This window comes from Streptomyces sp. MP131-18, from assembly GCF_001984575.1.
Taxonomy (GTDB): domain Bacteria; phylum Actinomycetota; class Actinomycetes; order Streptomycetales; family Streptomycetaceae; genus Streptomyces; species Streptomyces johnsoniae.
Genome location: NZ_LZNS01000001.1, coordinates 4,930,762 through 4,950,304, shown reverse-complemented (window position 1 = coordinate 4,950,304; position 19,543 = coordinate 4,930,762). Strand labels below are relative to the sequence as shown.

General features: G+C 72.5%; 12 protein-coding genes and 1 pseudogene. 6 read left to right on the top strand and 7 right to left on the bottom strand.

Translation table 11 applies throughout. The features are described 5' to 3' along the window. The first annotated feature begins 50 nt into the window (after positions 1-50). The 3 genes from STBA_RS22485 to STBA_RS22475 all read left to right on the top strand — a co-directional run bounded on the left by STBA_RS22485 (position 51) and on the right by STBA_RS22475 (position 6,335). A complete protein-coding gene (locus STBA_RS22485; RefSeq protein WP_077060974.1) occupies positions 51-467 on the top strand; it encodes a hypothetical protein in 417 nt (138 codons plus the stop codon). Next, a complete protein-coding gene (locus tag STBA_RS22480) occupies positions 467-3,757 on the top strand; it encodes a tetratricopeptide repeat protein (RefSeq protein WP_077060973.1) in 3,291 nt (1,096 codons plus the stop codon). The genes STBA_RS22485 and STBA_RS22480 overlap by 1 nt, the downstream gene beginning before the upstream one ends. Positions 3,758-3,923: 166 nt before the next feature. Continuing rightward, positions 3,924-6,335: a protein kinase gene (locus STBA_RS22475; protein ID WP_077060972.1), complete on the top strand. Its 2,412-nt coding sequence runs from the start codon at positions 3,924-3,926 to the stop codon at positions 6,333-6,335. A 22-nt stretch (positions 6,336-6,357) separates the two neighbouring features. Here STBA_RS22475 and STBA_RS38955 read toward each other — a convergent pair whose 3' ends face one another. The 3 genes from STBA_RS38955 to STBA_RS22460 all read right to left on the bottom strand — a co-directional run bounded on the left by STBA_RS38955 (position 6,358) and on the right by STBA_RS22460 (position 10,709). Then, positions 6,358-7,875 carry a serine/threonine-protein kinase gene (locus STBA_RS38955; protein WP_077060971.1) on the bottom strand — a complete coding sequence of 506 codons (1,518 nt, stop codon included), beginning with the start codon at positions 7,873-7,875 and terminating at the stop codon, positions 6,358-6,360. A 681-nt stretch (positions 7,876-8,556) separates the two neighbouring features. Beyond that, positions 8,557-9,336: a hypothetical protein gene (locus tag STBA_RS22465; RefSeq protein ID WP_079252099.1), complete on the bottom strand. Its 780-nt coding sequence runs from the start codon at positions 9,334-9,336 to the stop codon at positions 8,557-8,559. Between the two features lie 20 nt (positions 9,337-9,356). Continuing rightward, positions 9,357-10,709 carry a hypothetical protein gene (locus tag STBA_RS22460; protein WP_077060970.1) on the bottom strand — a complete coding sequence of 451 codons (1,353 nt, stop codon included), beginning with the start codon at positions 10,707-10,709 and terminating at the stop codon, positions 9,357-9,359. A gap of 280 nt (positions 10,710-10,989) precedes the next feature. Here STBA_RS22460 and STBA_RS22455 point away from each other — a divergent pair, with 280 nt between their 5' ends. Further along, entirely contained in the window at positions 10,990-11,427 is a 438-nt protein-coding gene (locus STBA_RS22455) for a DUF5980 family protein (protein WP_077060969.1), read from the top strand. Between the two features lie 129 nt (positions 11,428-11,556). On the opposite strand, the gene STBA_RS22450 is transcribed toward STBA_RS22455, so the two are convergent. After that, positions 11,557-13,944 (bottom strand): ABC transporter permease, encoded by a 2,388-nt coding sequence (locus STBA_RS22450; RefSeq protein ID WP_077060968.1) that lies wholly within the window; start codon positions 13,942-13,944, stop codon positions 11,557-11,559. Beyond that, a complete protein-coding gene (locus STBA_RS22445) occupies positions 13,941-14,708 on the bottom strand; it encodes an ABC transporter ATP-binding protein (RefSeq protein ID WP_077060967.1) in 768 nt (255 codons plus the stop codon). The genes STBA_RS22450 and STBA_RS22445 overlap by 4 nt, the downstream gene beginning before the upstream one ends. 112 nt (positions 14,709-14,820) lie before the next feature. Between STBA_RS22445 and STBA_RS22440 the strand changes: the two genes are divergently transcribed. Both STBA_RS22440 and STBA_RS22435 read left to right on the top strand, forming a co-directional pair. Then, positions 14,821-15,990 (top strand): sensor histidine kinase, encoded by a 1,170-nt coding sequence (locus STBA_RS22440; RefSeq protein ID WP_077060966.1) that lies wholly within the window; start codon positions 14,821-14,823, stop codon positions 15,988-15,990. Then, on the top strand, positions 15,966-16,625 hold the full coding sequence (locus tag STBA_RS22435; RefSeq protein ID WP_077060965.1) for a response regulator transcription factor: 660 nt from the start codon (positions 15,966-15,968) through the stop codon (positions 16,623-16,625). The genes STBA_RS22440 and STBA_RS22435 overlap by 25 nt, the downstream gene beginning before the upstream one ends. A 123-nt stretch (positions 16,626-16,748) precedes the next feature. On the opposite strand, the gene STBA_RS22430 is transcribed toward STBA_RS22435, so the two are convergent. Further along, entirely contained in the window at positions 16,749-19,340 is a 2,592-nt protein-coding gene (locus tag STBA_RS22430; RefSeq protein WP_077060964.1) for an FtsX-like permease family protein, read from the bottom strand. Next, a pseudogene (locus tag STBA_RS38950) lies at positions 19,337-19,543 on the bottom strand (ABC transporter ATP-binding protein); the annotation flags it as partial. The gene STBA_RS22430 and the pseudogene STBA_RS38950, both read right to left, overlap by 4 nt.

Below are 19,543 nucleotides of genomic sequence, written 5' to 3'. Positions count from 1 at the left end.
TCGCCCCTCGTCCCGGTCGGCAATGATGAGAGGGACGAGGGGGACTCATCATGGAGCTTGAGCCGTTGCTCGCCCAGGCCGTACCGGCGATTTCCGCGGCCGTTTCGCAGTACGGGGCGGATGTGCTGCGCCGTGCCGAGGACAGTGCCGCGCCCCACACGGTGCGTCTGGGGCAACGACTGCTGGCCTGGCTGACGGGCCATCGGCCCGACGACGCCGACGGCCTGGCGCGGGCCGTGACCGACCTGGCCGAGGGTGAGGGCGGCGAGGACGAGCAGGCGGCGCTGCGCCTTGAGTTGCGCAAGCTGCTGCGGGACGACGAGGATCTGCGGCGCGAGTTCGCCGCCCTGCTGCCGAAGGGCGACGCCGCGTCCGCCACCGGGGACAGGGCCGTTGCGGTCGGCCACAACGAGGGGATCGTCTCCACCGGCGACGGCGCCCACAACGTCTTCCGGCAGCAGCGCTGATGCCCGAGCCGTTGCACATCGGGTGGAACGAGGGGATCGTCTCCACCGGCGACGGCGCCATCAATATGCTCTACCGCGCCGAGCGGATGACCGTTGTCCCCTCCGAGTTGCTCCGGCCTCCGGCCGAGGTGCCGCCGGTGGGCGGCATCATCGGCCGACCGCCGCTCGCGGCTTCGCTGTTCGTCGGCCGCGAGGCGGAGCTGGCCACGCTCGATGCGGCGCTCACCGGCACCGCGTCAGTCGGCCGGCGGCTGCACACGCTGTTCGGTCTCGACGGGGTCGGCAAGACAACCCTTGCCGCGCGTTACGCGACCATCCGCGGCGCGGCCTACGCTCAGGTCTGCTGGCTGCACGCGGACAGCGCCGGTGCGGTGGACGACGGCCTGAGCCGCATCACGCTCGCCCTCGAACCGCAGCTGGCCGAGTTACCGTCCCCGCTGCTGCGGGAGCGGGCGCTCAACTGGCTGAGTGCACACGACGGCTGGCTGCTCGTGCTCGACCAGGTCACCGACCTCGGGTACGTCGGCGAGTTGCTGGCCAGGGCCCCGGGCGGGGCGTGCCTGCTGACCACGAACGATCGGTCGCTGGCGGCGCGGCTCGGGGACTTCTCCGAACTCGGCGCGTTCCCGGCCGAAACTGCGGAGACGCTGCTCAGCACCTACCTGCACCGCGGAGGGCCGACGGCAGCGGCAGGCGAACTGACGGATATCTGCCACGCGTTGGGGTACCTGCCGTTGGCTGTCGCGCAGGCGGGCGCGTTCCTCAGGGAGAGCAGGCTCGCGCCGGCCGCATACCTGCGGACGCTGCGTTCCGAGCCCAGGACGGCCTATCGCGCCCCGGCGGAAGGAGCGTCCGACGACCGCAGTCTCGTCGCCATCTGGCGGATGGCCACCGAGCGGGTCTCGGACGTGCCGGGGGCGACGGACATGCTGGCGTTCCTCTCCTGGCTCGCCCCCGAAGCGATTCCCCGGGAGTTGGTCAGGTTTGCCGTGCCGGCCGAGGCCGTCGATCCCGCCCTCGGCGCGCTGGCCGCGCACGGACTGATCGATCTCGGACCGGAGACGATCTCCGTGCATCCGCTGCTCCAGCACTGGTACCGCACCCGCACCCGGGCCACCCGCCGGGGCGAGGAGCCGCTGAACGAGGGGTTCTTCTCCTGCGGTGCGGCCTTGGGCTTGTTGCTGCCGGGCACCACGGAGCCGGAGACGTGGCCGCGGTGGCGGGCGCTGTTGCCGCACGTCGAGGCGCTTCAGCGCAACGCGCCGAGCCCGTCCGGGGAAGCCTTCGTGAGCATACTCAACTCCGCGGGGGCCTATCTGACCGAACAGGGCGACGTGGCCCGGTCCGTTCCCCTGCTGGAGAAGGCGTGGGCCGACGCCTACGGCCACTTCGGGATCGTGAGCGCGCCCGCCTTCATGGCCGAACAGGAGCTGGCGCGGGCCTATGAAGAGGCCGGGCGAACCGCCGACCTCGTCACCATGCGCCTGCGGGTGCTCGGCGCGTGGGACAAAGCCGAGGGTCAGGACTCCGAGCGGACGCTGCGTGCCTTGGCGAACCTTGCCAAGGCCCGGCTGCTCGACGGTGACCGCACTGAACAGCCCCTGTCCATGCACCGGGTTGTGCTCGACGCCTTCCTGCGCAAGCTCGGCCCGGACCACAAGGACGTCCTGTGGGCCAGGGACGACCTGGCCCGCGCCTACGACACGCTCGGCGACCTCCACGCCGCCGCCGAGGTGCTGGAGACCAACGCCGCCGCCTGGCGGCGGGTGCGCGGCCCCGCCGACTTGGCAACGATCGTGTGCGTGCGCCACCTGGCCGATGTCCGGACGGCGCTCGGAGACGTGGCCGAGGCGGTCCGGGTCCGCGAGCAACTCGTCCGCGACGTGACCGAGTTCAAGGGGCCCGACGACCCGGAGACCCTCGTGGTCCGCACCGATCTCGCCTTCGCCCGGCAGGCCGACGACATGGCCGGGAGCACGGCCCTGCTGGACGGTGTTGTCACGGACAGTGAGCGCGTCCTCGGCGCCGACCACCCTGACACGCTCTTCCGGCGGCAGCGGCTGGCCGGCGCGCTGCTGGCCTCCGGCGACCTGCGGCGGGGCCTGGCGGAGCAGCGTCGGGCGCACGCCGGGCTGGCCGCCGGGCTGGGACATGGGCACCGCACCACCCTGGACGCCAAGAGCATGCTGGGCGCGGGGCTGGTGGCCGCGGACGATGCCGACGCGGGGATACGGGTGCTTGAGGAGACCGTGGCCGAGCAGGCGGCGGCCCTGGGCGCCGATGATGCGGACACGCTGGACACTCGCGAGTCACTCGTCATGGCCCTCTCGGTGACCGAACGCACCGGCCGGGCGCGGGAAGCGGCCGAGTCCCTCGTCGCCGACTGCCACCGGACGCTGGGCCCCGACCATGAACGGACCCGCCGCGCAAGGGAGATGCTCGACGAGGTCCGCACCGGCCCGCAGGCGGCCCCGGTCGCGCCCGTTCCCGCTGCGCCGCCCGCACCGCCTGTCCCTCCTCGGCCTCCGGCACCTCCTGCACCTCCTGCACCAACCGGCTCGCGGACGAGCGAAGCCCCGGCACCGCCCCGGCCCGACGACGGCGTGATCCGTCGGCTGGAGGCCCTCTTCGAGCAGGCCGCGGCTCTGGACACGGCGGGCGAATGGGAGGCGGCCGAGCCGCTGTGGCGGCAGTCGATCCGCGAGGGCACGCGCCATTTCGGCCCGGATGACCCCGGAGTCACCGGGTCCCGCCATCTGCTCGCCCAGAACCGCTTCCATGCGGGGGACTACGCGACAGCGGTCGCCCTGCTCGTGGAGAACGACCCGTACAACGCCGCCACACTGGGCGCCCTGCACCAGCGGACGCTCATGGGACGCGTTCTGCTCGCGGACGTGTACGTGCAGATCCGGCAGTACGACCGGGCGATCTCCCTGTACGCAGCGGCCCTGCCCCACCTGGCGGCAACCCTGGGGGAGGACGCCCCGGATACCTGGCGTGCACGGTTCGGCCTGGGCGAGGCGTACGCGTACGTCGGTCGGCACCACGAGGCCATCCCCCTCTACGAACGATGCATCGCCGACCGTCCTCCGACGGACCCCCGCAGCAACCTGGCCCTGACCTCCCTGGCGGTGGCTCACCACACCGTCGGCAACACGGGGCGGGCCGCAGGCCTCTACACCCGGCTTCTGGAAGTCCGCCGCATCGAGGGGCGCCCCGAGGACGACACCTCCCGCAACCTGCGGCGCTACCTGCGGCAGGCGAAGAAGGGCCGCCCGATTCCACCGTAGAACCCGCTGCGGGGAGCTTTACGGGCGTCCGTGGCGACGGTGCTGAGGGACGGTGAACATGCCCGGCGAGCCGGGCTGTTACACATCCGGAGACGGCCGTTCTTGATCCGTTCGCCGTGCGCCCTCAGGATCGGGGGATTGCACCGCAGAACGGAAGGTCGTTTCCATGTCCCCGAGCGAGAAGGCGGGCGCGGGCCCGCTCGCCCCTGACGATCCCGAGCGTGTCGGTCCTTACCGGCTGCTGGGGAGACTGGGCGCGGGCGGCGGCCTGGGGCAGGTGTACCTGGGACGTTCCGCGGAGCGCGCCGCGGCCGTCCGGGTCGTGCCCGAACGGCTCGCCGGGGACGCCGCGTTCCTCGGCCGGCTCCGTGACGAGGTGGCGGTGGCGCGCCGCCTGCGCGGTGACCTTGTCGTTCCGCTCGTCGACGCGGACCTCGATGCGTCGGTTCCGTGGCTCGCCACCGAGTATCTCGACGTTCCCTCGCTGGCCGAACGGGTAGCCGGGCAGGGCCCGTTGGCGCCCGGAGCGGTGCGGGAGCTGGCGGCCGGGCTGCTGGCGGCCCTGGCGGTGGTGCACGCCGCGGGCGTGGTGCACGGGGCGCTGGAGCCGTCGGGGGTACTGCTGACCGCGGAGGGGCCGCGGCTGACCGATGCCGGACTCGTCCGCGCGCTGCGGCCGGTCGCGTCCGAACCGGATGACACGGTGCTGGGCGACCCGGACTACCTCTGCCCCGAGCGGCTTCTCGGCGAGGAGCCGGGAGAGGCGTCGGACGTCTACGCGCTGGGCGCGGTGCTGCACTTCGCGGCGAGCGGCCGGGCGCCGTTCGGCTTCGGCGGGGCCCAGGCGCGTGCTACGGCCTACCAGCGCGCCACGGCCTACCACCGCATCGTCCACGAACAGCCGGTCCTGGCGGACCTGCCGGAACCCGCGCTGCGCGCGCTGATCGCCGACTGCCTCGCCAAGAGTCCCGCGGCCAGGCCCACCCCCGAACAGCTGCTGGACCGCCTCGGCCGGCCGGCCCCGCCGCCGGTGGCTCCGCCGGCTCCCGCCATGCCACCGCCGCCACCGCCGCCACCGCAGGCCGCCCCGCCCATATGGTTGCCGCCGCCGGGGAAGCCGCCGAAGGGTGCCCGGGGCCGGCGGGCGTGGGTGGCCGCGGTGGCCGGCGTGGTCTGCGCCGCGGTCGTCGCCGCACTCGTCCTGGTGTCCCAGGACTCGGACGACTCCCCGTCCGAGGCGAATGCACCGGCGGGCACCGGCGAGGCGGACGACGCCGTTCCCAATGGACAGCTCGGCTTCCACTGGGCCCTGACCGTCGCCGACGCCGTCGGCGACCCGCAGGGGTTCGGCGGCCTGGTGGGCCTGTGGCAGGAAGGCTCCAGCGTCGTGCTGGGCACCTCCCACGGCGGCATGACCGCGTACAACGCCGTGACCGGTGGGCAGTTGTGGTCCTGGCAGCCGCCGGACGGCGGCGTTCTGTGCAACATGAGCCACACCACCTCCGGGGGCGTCGGGGCGTTCGCCTTCGGGCAGTTCAACACGGAGGCCGGCGGCATCGAGCAGTGTGACCGGCTCCAGACCATGTCCCTGTCCTCGGGCGAGACCGGTTGGGAGCAGCCGGTGAGCCTGACGGCCGAGGGGGCGACCGGCTTTCCGGACCTCCTCGGCGGCCAGTCCCTGTCCATCGGCGAGGGCGTGGTCACCGCCGCCTTCGCCGGAACGCGTACCGAGACGGAGCACGGCACCACGGACCTGCTCGCGGCCGACGCGGCCACCGGCGAGGTCCGCTGGACGACCGACTACGGCGGGGCGCAGATGGAGAACCGGTGCCGGCTCACCGGCATGGCGAAGGCGCTGGGGGAAACGGTCTACGCCATCGCCGATTGCGAGGGCAACCCCATCCCGGCGCTCGTCGCCTTCGAGGCCGTACTCGACTCGCCCTCGCCGCGGTGGGTGGGCTCGCTGGACGACTGCGGCCCGATCGAATACGAGTGGGTCACCGGAACGCTGACCGAGAGCGCCGACCACTTGCTGATCGCCTGCCAGCAATCCGTGGGCCTGGAAGCCGCGGTCTTCGCGCTCTCCGCCGAGTCGGAGGATCTGGTCCCGATGGACTTGACCGGAGTCGCGGACCGCACGCTGCGCGACGAGTTCAACGGGGCAACCGCCCCGCCGAACATCGTGATGCACGGCGACACCCTGTACCTCGTCAACGGGGAGAACGGTGCCGGCGGTGCCGACGACGGCGTCGTCGCGCTGAATCTGAACGACGGCACCCAGCTGTGGAGCGCCGGCGTCCAGGGGGCCACCTCGGTGACGCTCCTCGCGCCGACCGACAGCGGGGTCGAGGTCCTGACGAGCAGCGAGGGGCAGCCGCCCGCGATACACAGCATGAGCGGGCCCGGGGCGCCCGCGGCCGGGCCCACGCTCAACGAGAGACAGCTCGGCGTTCTGGAGGACTGGGGCCACGGCCTGCTGGCCGTGCGCGCCGAAGGCCATCTCGCCCTGGGCATCACCGACTCGTTCCGCGCGCAGGAGCCGGTCCTGGCCGTGCTGCCCGCGGCCGCGGGCGGCTGACGGCTGACGGCTGACGGCTGCCTCAGGGTTCGCAGGCGGCGAAGATCGTGTCGGAGACGGGCGGGCCCTCCGGGGCCACGCCCCACACCTCCATGCGGTAGGTGCCCCGGCAGCTGTCGGCCTGCGGGTAGTGGACGAAAAGCACGGAAGTCTCCCTGGCGGCGAGGGTGAACTCGTCGAAGTACCAGTCCGTCACGCCGGGGCTCAGGGAGTCCTCCAGGGTGAATTCGCCGTCGAGGGTGACGGGCAGGTCGCCGTTGTTCACCACCCGAGCGGTGACGGTCCAGCAGCCGCAGCCCTCGCCGTCTTTCTCCTCCACAGCCTCGAAGTCGACGGCCAGCTCGATGACCTCGTAGGCGGGCGGCAGGGTCTCCTCCGGCGAGGGCTCCTCCGGCGGCGGTTCCTCCTGCGGGCTTTCCTCCCCCGACTCCCCCTCGGGGGTCTCCTCGGCGGACGGGGAGGGGTCGGTGGCGGCCCCGTTCCCTTCGTCGCCGTCTCCGGTGAGGAGCCAGGCGACGAGGGCGACGACCGTCACGGTGGCGAGAGCCGCGCCGAGCGCGATGGCAGCGGCCGGGCGCCGGGCGGGCGGCGGGGGCGGGGGCGGCAGCGGAGGCGGGGCCGCCGGGATGGTCGCCGACCGCGTCGGCGTGTACGGGGGCGGGGCGGCGGTGACGGCCGGGGGCAGCCAGCCGGCGCCGGGGAACGGGCCCGGCAGGCCGAGTCCGGCGCCGGCCTGCCGGCACAGCTCCACCACCTCGGCGGGAGTGGGCCGGGCCGCGGGGTCCTTCGCCAGGCAGCGGGCGATGACCGGCCGCAGGCTGTCCGGGCAGGCGGTGAGGTCGGGTTCCTCGCCGTCGATGCGGTAGAGAACGGCCGGGGCCGGCCCTTCGCCGAAGGGGTGGACCCCGGTGGCGGCGACGTGCACGGTCAGGCCGAGCGCGAAGACGTCGATGGCCGGGGTGGCGGGGGCGTTGCCCCTGATCTGCTCGGGGGCCATGAACGCCGGGGTGCCGACACGCGTGTCCGTACCGGTCAGCGGGGTGGCCTCGGCGGCCCGCGCGATACCGAAGTCGATGACGGCCGGGCCGTCCGTGGTCAGGAGGATGTTGGACGGTTTGAGGTCGCGGTGGACGATGTGCGCCGCGTGGATGTCGCCGAGCGCGTCCGCCACGCCCGCCATCAGCAGCAAGGACGTGCTGGGCAGGAGCGGTCCGTGCCGGGCCAGGGCCCGCGCGAGCGAGGGCCCGGGAACGTATTCGGTGGCCAGCCACGGCAGCGGGCCCTCGGTGTTGCTGTCCAGCACCGGCACGATGTACCGGCCCCGCACGCGCCGTGCCGCGCGCACCTCCTGTTCGAAGCGCCGCCGGAACTTCGGGTCCTCGGCCAGCTCGTGGTGGATCGCCTTGACGGCGACCGGCTGCCCGCCGCGGGTCGCGGAGAGGTACACCGTTCCCATGCCGCCGGCGCCCAGCCGCCCGTGCAGCACGTAGCCCGCGATCTCGCGCGGGTCTCCGGGCCCCAGTGGACGCACCTCAGCCATGCCGACCCCATCCCCTTCGTCATCGCGTCCGCGAAACGAGCTCCCCGCGAACCAGCCTGCTGACCAACAGCCGATTGCACAAGTACGGTTCATCGGGCCCGAGGAGTAGCGCGGACGTGCCCGCGGTGACCGCGACCGGCGCGTCCGGCGCGTCCGGCCCCGGACGAAGTGCTGGTGGTTACCGCTGGAAGTGCCCCGCCGGAGATCCCGCCGAACACTGATCGGGCGGTGCTCGGCTGGGCCATCAAGGCGCATTTCCCCCTCCACGATCCTCCTCATGTCGGGGAAGCCACCTGAGCATCACTTTGCCCGCGCCGCCGAACGGCACTACCAGGACGCCGTCCATCTCCACGAGGACGGTCGTTTACCGAACGCCGATCACCACTTCGGCATGGCAGTGGAGTGCGCGCTGAAGAGCCTGCTCATCAGGTTCACAGCGGCCAGTATGAGTCCGGAGCAGACCGGCGGGAAGCCCGCGACGAGGTCATGGGTGCGTGGAAGGTGCTGATGAGCTGGTCAGGGCGGGCTGGTCGTCAACGCTGATACGGCCGAGGTGAACTGCTCCCGGTAGCGAGGAGACTGCCAGAAACTGCGAGTGCTCCTCGAAGTCGGCGTCGGCGATCATGGCCCGCGGCAGGAGAACGGCCTCGCCCCGGGGCCGTTCTCCTGCTGACCGGACAGCTAATGGCGAGAGGCGAGCACTTCGTCGACCTGATCGCGAATCTTTTCGTTTCCGATGGTCTTCAGGTACTCACCGAAAACCTGTCCCTGGAATCCCTTCGCGCGATAGACGATCGCGACGGCGTGATTCAGGGTGCGGTAGTGGGAGTGGGTCACCTCGGCAATTACCCGCGTGGCGAGATCAACAGCGGTCGGCCCGTCGACGGTCGCCACGGCAGCCGCGAGGTCCACGAGCTGAGTAGGCAGGTCAAAACCGGGGCGCTCGCCTTCCGCAGACGATTGGACCCCCCGTTCCACAACTGACTTGATATCCTCGATGACCGATTCAGCAGTCGCCTCGTCAAGGACGTATTCGAGCTTCCCGTCGAAGTATTCGGTGTCCGCGATGCCGATCAGCGCACGCACTGCTTCAGTCCGCTTCGACTCCGTTCTCTTGCCTCTGGCAAGGTGCTCGCCATCGGAGATGGCCATGGCCAGATGGGCAAAGGTGCTGTCCACCGAATACGTGCGATCGATCAACGTGTCGTACCACGACGTCTGCTTGCCGGCGGCCGCCGCGTCGATCACCCCCGAGTAGCCACCGGCTTCGGCCCACGCCGTCAGTGCGTAGCATGCGAGGAAGCGATCCGTTGCCGGTACGGCGCCGTCGGCCAACAGTGCTGTCAGACCTGGCACGCGCTCCCGGTGCCTGGGGTCCTCGATTCCTGCCTCGATCAGGTCATACGGGTTGGACAGCTGATCGCCGTCGAATCCGGTGCGAAGCAGTGCATCAGCGCCCACGAGGGCTCTCCTCCCACAGGTCAATTGCCGAACGGCCCATCAACGTACTCGTTCGGTACGGTACCCCTGATGAGCCACTCTTCGTCTCGTTGCGTGTTCTTCATGTCGATGATGCGCTGCCGGATCTGATTGGTGGCATCTTCGCTCAAGCCGTAGGACCGGGCAAGTTCGTCGATCTCCGCTCGGGATGCGTGAGGAGACACCGTCACGTCCACGGGCCGTCCGGCGATGCTGTCGGCGCTCCCCTGAATAGCTGCCTGCACTTCTTCGGGTGAGTAAATCTCCACACCCTGCACTCGCCCGGCTGCGATGTCTTGTTCAAGCGTGGGCAGGTCCACCCTGATGTAGCTGTTCCCGAAGTCTTTTGCGGCGGCGCCCTCTCTGCTGAGGGATGTGAAAGGGCTGTCCGACTTGATCGGGCCCTTGCCGACGACGTGATCGACGATTCCTGCCGCGCCGGTGGGATTGGCCGGAACGAGGTCTCCGTCAGCGTTCAGGTGGGACTTGCGCTGGCCCTTGTGGTTCTGCTGGGCGTAGAAGTCGTTGTCCTGGCGGGTGAGGTCGGGACGGCCTTCCCCCGGACTGTTCCACAGCCCCAGCGGGCCTGCCGACACGTCGTGTCCGAGACGGCCGAGTTCGTCCGCCCGCTCCGCCAGGCGCCGGCGGTACCTTTCGATCTCGGCCTCGATATCGTCCGCGGTGGCGGCGGCGTCGGTTGCCGCGAGCCGGAGATACTTGTCCCGGATCTGCCCGGCCAGGTCCGGAGGAAGTTCCCAGCCCGCAGAAGTCAGCCTCGCCAGCCTCGTCTCCTGAGTGATGGGATGAGTGAGGCTCAGCGGGACCGGCTCTCCGGTGAGCCAGATCCCGAACCCCTCCATCAGGTCGCTCTGCGCCGCTTGCGCTTCGTTCAGCGCCTGTACCCAGCCGTTCCACTCCTCGGTCGCCGTCCTGAGGTGGTCCACGTACTTGGTGTCGAGACCCTGCGGGTTGTGGATCAGCCCGCGGACGTCGTCCTCGGTCGCGAGCGCCAGGTTCATGGCGTATACGAGGTGTCCGACCACGGCGTCGATGTCGGCGCCGCCGTCCTGAAGGCCGCCACGCGTCGCGTCGATACGCGCCTCGCCGTCCACCAGCGCGGTCCCGTCCAGCTCCCCGCCCTGCGCGGCGAGTTCGGTGGCCCGCACCGCCAGATCCTGCGCCCCGCGGGCCTCCGCCGCCGCACGGCCGTAGGCGGCGGCCGCGGCGGCTATGTCCTCGGCGTTTATCTCGTCGGCGAACTCGGCCTGCCGAGTCCACGGCTTCTTGCCGCCCTCCGTCGCCGCCTCCACATCGTCCCTGGTGAAATGCAGCAGCTCCGCTGGTTCCGGTGGCATGAGCGAACCCCTCCCCTCGAAGCCAGGTGACGAAGTCGCGGCCGAGGACCCGCGATGACGTCTTCTGGCGCCACTCTGTCCGATCGGCGCCGGGAGGGGTGCCGGGGCGGGACCGGTGCGCGCCCAACGGCATCAAGATCCACGAGAACCGAAAAGATTATCGCTCAACTACTCCTTGTTCAGGGGCCGTTGGGAGGGCGACACTCGTGAGCGGCCTCCCGGCCCTAGGAGTTGCCGCGAAGCCACCTGGCGCCCCCCACGTCTTCATCAGGAGGTATCGATGAAATCAGCCCGTCGTGCGGCCGGATTAGTTTCCGGCCTGGTCGCGGCATCCGCGCTGGCCCTGGTCGGCGCCACGCCGGCCTCGGCGGCCGCCACCTGGGTCCTGGTGGACCACCCGGACTTTCCGCAACGGATATGCGTCCACCCGGAACGCGGGTGGCCCAGCACCTACTTCCACCTCCCGATATCCGGTTACTGGGACACCACGATCTACGGCGAGGTCCGGAACCTGCCGCCGGGCTCGTACAGCGACGGCGGCGCAGTGCACCCCGGGGACTGGGACGAGGACCGCCAGGAGTTCGTCGGACTGGTCCACGTGTCGATCGCGCCGACGCCGGTCGGCGAATACATCGCCGAACTGTGGGCCTCCGACGGCACGGACACCCAGACCGTTCCGGTAGTGATTTCGGTCAAAGAGGACTGCCTGGGCGACTGACGCCTGACGACCGACGGCTGAATCCCGGCGGCGGCGCCCGGCCTGCCCGGGGCCGCCCGGTGACCTGAGCCGGAAGGCCGCCGGCGGGGCTCCCGCGAGCGAACTCCGCCCAAGGCTCTCCGGCTCGGGTCACCGGCGGGCGGTCCGGGCGAGTACGAGGTGGCGCCGGGCCGGGAGAACGCACGCCACCAGCCCCAGCAGGAGGCAGGCCGCCACCGCGCCCGCCACCCACGGCCACGCCACCGCCAGTTCCACCGGAAGTCCCAGGCCGTGGCGCAGCCCATGGACCATGCCGAGCAGCGCGGGCGCGGCGACCGCGAGACCCAGGGCCGTGCCGAAAGCGACGACGCAACACGTCTCGCCGGCGACGGCGAGCAGCACCTGGCGGGCCGTCGCCCCGGACAGGCGCAGGGTACGGAGGTCCCCGGCCCGGTCGGCGGTGGCCATGAGCAGGGTGGCGGCGACGGCGATCGCCGTGTAGCCCGCGGTCATGGCGACGAGGATCAGGGTGAAAATCCAGACCAGACGGTCCTCCTCCGCGTCGGCCGCACGCACGTACTCCGCCACCGGGACTTCCCGGGCGCCCAGTTCGGGGGCCGGCCGGTGCGGCGCCCCGCCGGTGCGGTAGGCGACGTCGGCCAGCGCGGACGGGTCGTGCGCGCGCACCAGGTCCCGCGGGAGGAGCACCTGGTACGGCAGGGAGTCGTCCACCACGGCCGCCACCCGCAACCGTTCCGTGCGGCCGTCCTCCAAGGTCAGAACGGCAGTGCCGCCCGCCGACCAGCCGTGCGCGGCGGCGACGGCGGCCGTGATCACCACCGTTCCCGCACCGGGCGCCGGTTCGTCGTACACCGCCTCGAAGTCCGGCGACACCCCGGCCGCGGACAGCGCCGTGCGGCCCTCGCCGCCGTACACGGTCGTCGACAGCGGTGCGGCGCCCGCCACTTCGGCGACGGCGGCCTCGGAGAGCCCCGGCGTGTCCCGGGGCACGACGGCCGCCTCGGCCCGCACCGCCGCCGTCCGTTCGGCGGTGCCGGCGTTCGCGGTCGTCTGCACGGTGCTCGTGATCAGCACGGTGAACGCCACGGTGGCCAGCACCGGCGCGACGGTGGCGGAGGTGCGTCGCACGGCGGTGAGCATGCTCTCGCGGACCAGCATCGCGGTGGCGCCCCGGCCGCGCGCCATCGGCCGGGTCAGCGCCCCGGCGACGGGCCGCAGCAGCGCCGGAACGAGGAGGGTGAGGCCGACGGTCAGGCCCATCGCCGTGCCAAGACCCAGCAGCACCATGCTGTCGGCCGACGCCCAGGCCGTCCCCACCGCGCAGGCCAGGCCCGCCGACGACGCCGAAAGACCGACGAGCCACCGGCGTCGCGTCACGGCAGGGCTGTCCACCACCGCCTCGCGCATCGCCTCCAGCGGCGCCACCCGCGCCGCCCGCCGGGACGCCGACCAGGCGCCGGCGAACGCGACGACCAGGCCGAGACCGAACGCCGCGGCCGGCACCCACGGGCGCGGGTGCAGTGTGAAGCCCGGCGGCTGGAAGCCCGCCTCGATCAGCACCCCGGCCATCGCGGGCGCCAGCCCGGTGCCGAGCAGCGCGCCCGCCGCCGCGCCGACCGCGCCGACAGCCAGCGCCTCGCCGTGGACCATCCGGCGCACCTGCCGCGGCGTGGCGCCGATCATCCGCAGCAGACCGAACTCCCGTCGCCGCCGCGCCACGGTGAAGGCGAAGGTCGAGGACACGATGAAGACGGCGACGAACGCGGAGAGCACCGTCATGGCGGTGAGCACCTGGCTGCCGATCCACCGGGTCATCGCGTCCGCCTTCGGGGTCAGCGCGTCGCGTGCGGCGCCGCTGAGCACCTGGCCTTCGCCGCCGACCACGGACCGCGCGGCGGCGGCCACCTCGGCGGCGTCGGCGCCGGGCCCCGGCACCAGGCCGATGACGCGTACCCCGCCCGCGAGTTCGGCCGCTCGCGCGTCGGTCACGTAGTACCCCGGCCCGTCCAGCAGCCCGGACACCGTGAACCGTTCGGGGCCGAGGGCGGTCAGCACCGTGACCGGCTCGCCCGGCGCGAAGCCGAGCGCCCGGTCCACGACGATGTCGTCCGCGGCCACCGGGGGCGTTCCCGCGCCGAGCCCGTACGCGGCCAGCTCCGCTCCGGCCCACCCGTGTCCCTGGCGCTCCCCCTTCCGCTGTTCGGTGCCCACCGCCTGCGCGTAGAACGAACGGTCCGCCACCGCCGCCGCCACCCCGGGCAGTCCGGCCAGCTCCCGCCGCAACTCCTCGGCCCGCTCCGGCGCCCACGGCGGGTCCTCCCGGAACGTTCCGCCGACCTGCTCGCCGACCGCACTCCGCACCAGCACCGGCGCCCCCGCCAGCCGTTCCGGCACGCCCGTGCCCCCCGACAGCAGAACCAGGCCGCTGACCGTCACCACCGCGACGCCCAGCGCCACGGCCACGAAGGACCCCAGGAAGGAGACCCAGCGGTCCCGCACCGCAGCCACGCCGATCACGACGCCGCCTCAAGCGCGGCCATCCGCCGCGCGATCGCCTCGGCGCCGTCGCCGCCCGGCAGTTCGTCCACGAGCCGCCCGTCCGTGAGCAGCACCACCCGGTCCGCGTGCGCCGCGGCGGCCGGCGCGTGCGTGACCATCACCACGGTCTGGCCGTTCCGGTCCACCAGCTCCCGCAGGAGCCGCAGCACCTCGCGGGAGGCGCCGGTGTCCAGCGCCCCGGTCGGCTCGTCCGCGAACAGGACGGCGGGCCGCGAGATCAGCGCCCGGGCGATCGCCACCCGCTGCTGCTGCCCGCCGGACAGCTGGCTCGGCCGGTGGCCGGCCCGGTCCGCGAGCCCCACCCGGTGCAGGGCTGCCGACACCTCGTCCGGCACCGGTCCGCGGCCGGCCAGCCGCAGCGGCAGCTCGACGTTCTGCGCGGCGGTCAACGCCGAGACGAGGTTGAACGCCTGGAAGACGAAGCCCATGCGCTCCCGGCGCAGCAGGGTGAGCGCATGCTCGTCCAGTCCGTCCAGCGCCGTCCCGCCGATCAGCACCTGCCCCGCCGTCGGGCGGTCGATGCCCGCCGCGCAGTGCAGCAGCGTCGACTTGCCGGAGCCCGACGGGCCCATGACGGCGGTCATCGTTCCGGCGTCGAAGCCGGTGGTCACGCCGTCCAGGGCGGTAACGGTCTGGCCGCCCACGGCGTAGCGTCTGGTCACCGCGCGCAACTCGACGGGCCTGACCACCCCGGCCGCTTCCGCGTTCCGTGTCGTTGTCATGCGGGAAATACAACGGGCCCCGTGCCGCCCGGCACACGGGCGCCGGCGCGAGAGCCGATACTCCACCTGGCACTACCGACGCCCCGCCGCGCGGCCGGATACGGTCGGCGGCGTGATCCCGCGTACCGTCCTGGAGGCCCTCGGCCGCAGCCCGCTGGGCTACCTCCGCACCGCATGGCCGTGGCGAGCGGTGGCCTACCTCCTGTCCGGCGGAACGTTCGCCGCCGCGGTCGGCCTCGGCGTCGGCGGGCTGGTCGCGGCGCCGTTCGGCCGCGCCACCGTGGTGCTCTGCGGGCTCCTCGTCGTCGCCTTCGCCGTGGCCCTCGCCGGCCCTCTCGAACGCCGCCGACTCGCCCTCGTCGATCGCAACCGGGTGCCGCCCGCGAGCCCCTGGCGGGCGGCCGGCTACGGCGCCGTCTCGGTCCTGGCCGTCGGCTGGGCGGATCTCGCCGTGGTCCTCGTCTCCCTCGGCATCCCCGGTTTCCTCCTGCTCGCCCCGCTCCAGCCCACCGCCGGCACCTGGCACGCGGTCGCGGGCCCGGTCGCGGGCGCCCTGCTCCTTCCCGTGGCCGCCTACCCCATCGGTGCCTGGGCCGGCGCACGGGGCGCCGTCGCCCGCGCCGTCCTCGTGCCCCGGGACCGCGAACTGCGCGAGGTCACGCGCTCACGGGCGCGCCTTGTCGACGCGTTCGAGACCGAACGCCGTCGCATCGAGCACGACCTCCACGACGGGGCGCAACAGCGTCTCGTCGCGCTCCACATGAAGCTCGGGCTCGCCGCCCTCGACCTGCCGCCCGGCAGCGCCGCGGCCAAGGAGGTCGGGGAGGCGCACACCCTCGCCAAGGAGGCGCTGGCCGAACTGCGGGAGCTGATCCGCGGCGTTCACCCGCAGGTGCTCACCGAGCGCGGGCTGCCCGCCGCCCTGCGGGACATCGCCGGCCGCTCGCCGGTTCCGGCCGACCTGGACATCGATCTGCCGGACCGCCTGCCGCCCGCGGTGGAGTCGACGGCCTACTTCGTCGCCGCCGAGGCCCTGACCAACGTCGCCAAGCACAGCGGCGCCGAGCACTGCCGTGTCACCGCCCGCCGCCGCGGCGCCCTGCTCCACCTGGAGATCGAGGACAACGGCACGGGCGGTGCCGACCCGGCGCGCGGCACGGGGCTCACCGGTCTCGCCGACCGGATCGCGGCGGCGGACGGCATGATGTTCCTGTCCAGCCCGCCCGGCGGGCGCACCCTCCTGAGAGCGGAGATCCCGTGCGGCGGCCCTTGCGCATCGTGATCGCCGAGGACGCGGTCCTGCTCCGCGAAGGCATCGCCCAACTCCTCCGGCGCTTCGGCCACGAGATCCTCGCCGCGGTCGGCGACGGCCCGGCGCTGCTGGCCGCCGCCCGGAAGCACCGGCCCGACCTGGTCATCGCCGATGTCCGGATGCCGCCCGGCCAGACCGACGAGGGGCTGCGGGCGGCCCGCACGCTCCAGTCCGGACAGCCGGACCTGGCCGTCCTCGTCCTCAGCCAGTACGTCGAGCAGACCTTCGCCGAGGAGCTTCTGGAGGACCGGCGCGCCGGCGCGGGGCTGGGCTATCTCCTCAAGGAACGTGTCGGCGACGTCGAGGAGTTCAGCGACGCCGTCAGCCGGGTCGCCGCGGGCGCCACCGTCGTCGACCCCGAGGTGGTGCGCCAGCTCCTGGCCCGCCGCCGGGACCCCCTGCAACGCCTCACGCCCCGCGAGCGCGAGGTGCTCGCCGCCATGGCGGAGGGCCGGTCCAACGCCGCCATCGCCCGGCGGCTGGTCGTCACGGAGGCGGCGGTCGCCAAGCACATCGCGAACATCCTGCTGAAGCTCGACCTCCCCCCGGCGGCACCCGACGACCACCGCCGCGTCCTCGCGGTGCTCGCCTATCTGCGCGCGTGAGCCCGGGAGCGCGAAGCGGCGTCGAAAGACCTCCGGGCCCGGTGACAGCACCCCCGGGTCCTGCCTGCGACAGGGGGAGCGGTGATACCGGGCCCGGAGGCCGGCGGCCCTTTCGCGGGACCGCTATTCGGTGGCGATGGCGTTCAGGATGTTCATGCGGCCGGCGCGGAAGGCCGGGACCAGCGCGGCCAGGAGGCCGACCACCGCGGAGCCGATGAAGACACCGATGATCGTGCCCCACGGGATCTCCAGGACCGGCATGCCCTCCAGGGCCAGCAGCTGCTGGCCCGCCGCGCCCCACGCCATGCCCAGGCCGAGGCCGAGCAGGGCGCCGAACAGGGCGATCACGACCGACTCCAGGCGGATCATGCGCCGCAGCTGCCGCCGCGACAGGCCGATCGCGCGCATCAGGCCGATCTCCCGGGTCCGTTCCACCACGGCGAGCGCCAGGGTGTTCACGACGCCGAGGATGGCCACGATGATCGCCAGCGCCAGCAGGCCGTAGACCATGTTGAGCAGCTGGCCCACCTGGTCCTGGATCATCTCCTTGAACTCGGCCTGGTCGCTGACGTCGACCTGCGGGTAGGGCTCCATCGCCGCGTCGAGCGCGGCCCGGGCCTGCTCCTCGCCGCCGTCCTCGGCGGAGGCGAACAGCATCCACGGCAGCGGCCGGGCCTCGGCCGGGATGTACGTCTCCATCGTCTCGGTGCCGATGTACCAGGAGCCGACGAACGCGCTGCCGGGCGTGATGATCGCCCGGACTTCGAGCGTCGCGGTCTCGCCGCTCGCGTCGAACGCCACGGGGAGCTGGTCGCCGATGCCGACGCCCTCCTCCTCCGCCCAGTCGCCGTCGATCGCGATGCCGTCCTGTTCGAAGGCGGCGGCGATGTCGCCCTCGGCCACGTCGAGCTGCACCTCGTCGACGTAGGTGGCCGGCGACGCGGAGAGGCCGATCTCCTCGGTCCCCCCGCCCGGGAGGGTGATCTCGGTCTCGACCGGCATCGACGGGGTGACGCTCGCCAGGCCCTCCGTGCCCTGGACGGCTTCCACGACCGCCGGCTGGAGCTGGGTGAAGTTGCTGGTCTGGACGATGTAGTCGGCGCCGAGCGAGCTGTCGATCTCGTCGGTGGCCGAGGCCACCATCGAGGAACCGACCACGGAAAGACCGGCGACCAGCGCCAAGCCGATCATCAGCGCGGACGCGGTCGCGCCGGTGCGGCGCGGGTTGCGCAGCGCGTTCCGCTCGGCGAGGCGGCCCACGGAGCCGAAGCCGCGCAGCAGCACCGCGCTGAGCGCGCGGACGACCAGGCCGACCAGCGCGGGGCCGACCAGGATCAGGCCGAGCAGGCTCAGCAGCACGCCGATCGCCAGGAAGCCGGCGCCGTCCGACGCCTTGTCGACCGAGGCGGTCGCGGCCAGCGCGCCGAGGCCGGCCAGGGTGAGGACGCCGCCGAGGGCCGCGCGCACCCGGCCCGCCCGGATGTCGCCCGGGGTGCCCGCGTCGCGCAGCGCGGCCATGGGGCTGATCTTTCCGGCCCTGCGGGCGGGTATGTAGGCCGCGAGCAGGGTGACGATGACGCCCAGGACGATGCCGATGACGGGCACGGACCAGTCGACGGTCAGGTCCTCGGTGCTGAGGTTCATCCCCAGCGAACCCATCAGCGCCATCAGGCCGACCGCGAGGCCGACGCCGAGTCCGAAGCCGACGATGGAGCCGAACACGCCGAGGAGCAGCGCCTCGATCAGCACGGACCGGTTGACCTGGCGGCGGCTCGACCCGATGGCCCGCATCAGGCCGATCTCGCGGGTGCGCTGGGCGACCAGCATGGAGAACGTGTTGACGATGAGGAAGATGCCGACCAGCAGCGCGATGCCGGCGAAGCCGAGCAGCACGTACTCCAGGATCGACAGCACCTCGCCGAACTCGTCGCGGTTCTCCTCGATGTACTCGTCGGCGGTCTGCAGTTTGTAGGTATCGGCACCCAGGAGCTGGGCGACGGACTGCTTCAGCGCCTCGTCGGTGACGTCGCCCGTCGAGTCCACGTAGATCTCGGTGAAGTCGTCGGCACCGCCGAGCAGCATCTCCTGCGCGGTGGGCAGGTCGGTGTAGACGATGGCCGCGCCGGGGTTGGTGACCATGAACTCGGCGATGCCGGTGATGCTGGCCGTGTAGTCGCCGAAGACGGTCACCAGGCGGATCTCGTCGCCGATCGCCAGATCGTTCTTGTCGGCGGTGTCGGCGTCGATCATGACCTCGCCGAGGCCGACGGGCTCCTGCCCCTCGGCCAGCTCCATCGTCCGGAGCTCGATCTCGGACCAGTTGGCGACCATGGTCGGCGCGCCCTCGGTCGGGTTGAGATTCTCGTTGTCGGCGTCGATCGCGGTGACATTGCTCGACAGGACGACGCCGGTGGCCTGCTCCACCCCGTCGACCGCGGCGACCTCGTCGACGACGGAGCCCGGCACCGACTCCGGAACGCCGTTGGCCGGTCCTGTCCCCTCGAAGGAGGAGCCGCTGTCCTCGTCCTCGGCCGGGGCGATCATGACGTTGGACGCGCTTTCGGCGAACAGCTTGTCGAACGTGGTGTTCATCGTGGCGGTGAACACCAGCGTGCCGCACACGAACGCGACGGAGAGCACCACGGCCATCGCCGAGAGCACCATGCGCCACTTGTGCGCGAAGAAGCTGCGCAGGGAGGTCTTCAGTACGGTCACGACGTGCGCCCCTGGCCGTCGAAGCCCCGCATGCGGTCCAGCACCCGGTCGGCGGTCGGGTTGCGCATCTCGTCGACGACGCGGCCGTCGGCGAGGAAGATGATCCGGTCGGCGTAGGCGGCGGCGACGGGGTCGTGGGTGACCATGACGATGGTCTGGCCCAGCTCGTCGACGGAGCGGCGCAGGAAGCCGAGGACTTCGGC

Coding starts and splice junctions, on each gene's coding strand:
- STBA_RS22445 (WP_077060967.1), bottom strand. CDS start 14,708: ATGACAACGACACGGAACGCGGAAGCGGCCGGGGTGGTCAGGCCCGTC.
- STBA_RS22455 (WP_077060969.1), top strand. CDS start 10,990: ATGAAATCAGCCCGTCGTGCGGCCGGATTAGTTTCCGGCCTGGTCGCG.
- STBA_RS22480 (WP_077060973.1), top strand. CDS start 467: ATGCCCGAGCCGTTGCACATCGGGTGGAACGAGGGGATCGTCTCCACC.
- STBA_RS22475 (WP_077060972.1), top strand. CDS start 3,924: ATGTCCCCGAGCGAGAAGGCGGGCGCGGGCCCGCTCGCCCCTGACGAT.
- STBA_RS22460 (WP_077060970.1), bottom strand. CDS start 10,709: ATGCCACCGGAACCAGCGGAGCTGCTGCATTTCACCAGGGACGATGTG.
- STBA_RS38955 (WP_077060971.1), bottom strand. CDS start 7,875: ATGGCTGAGGTGCGTCCACTGGGGCCCGGAGACCCGCGCGAGATCGCG.
- STBA_RS22485 (WP_077060974.1), top strand. CDS start 51: ATGGAGCTTGAGCCGTTGCTCGCCCAGGCCGTACCGGCGATTTCCGCG.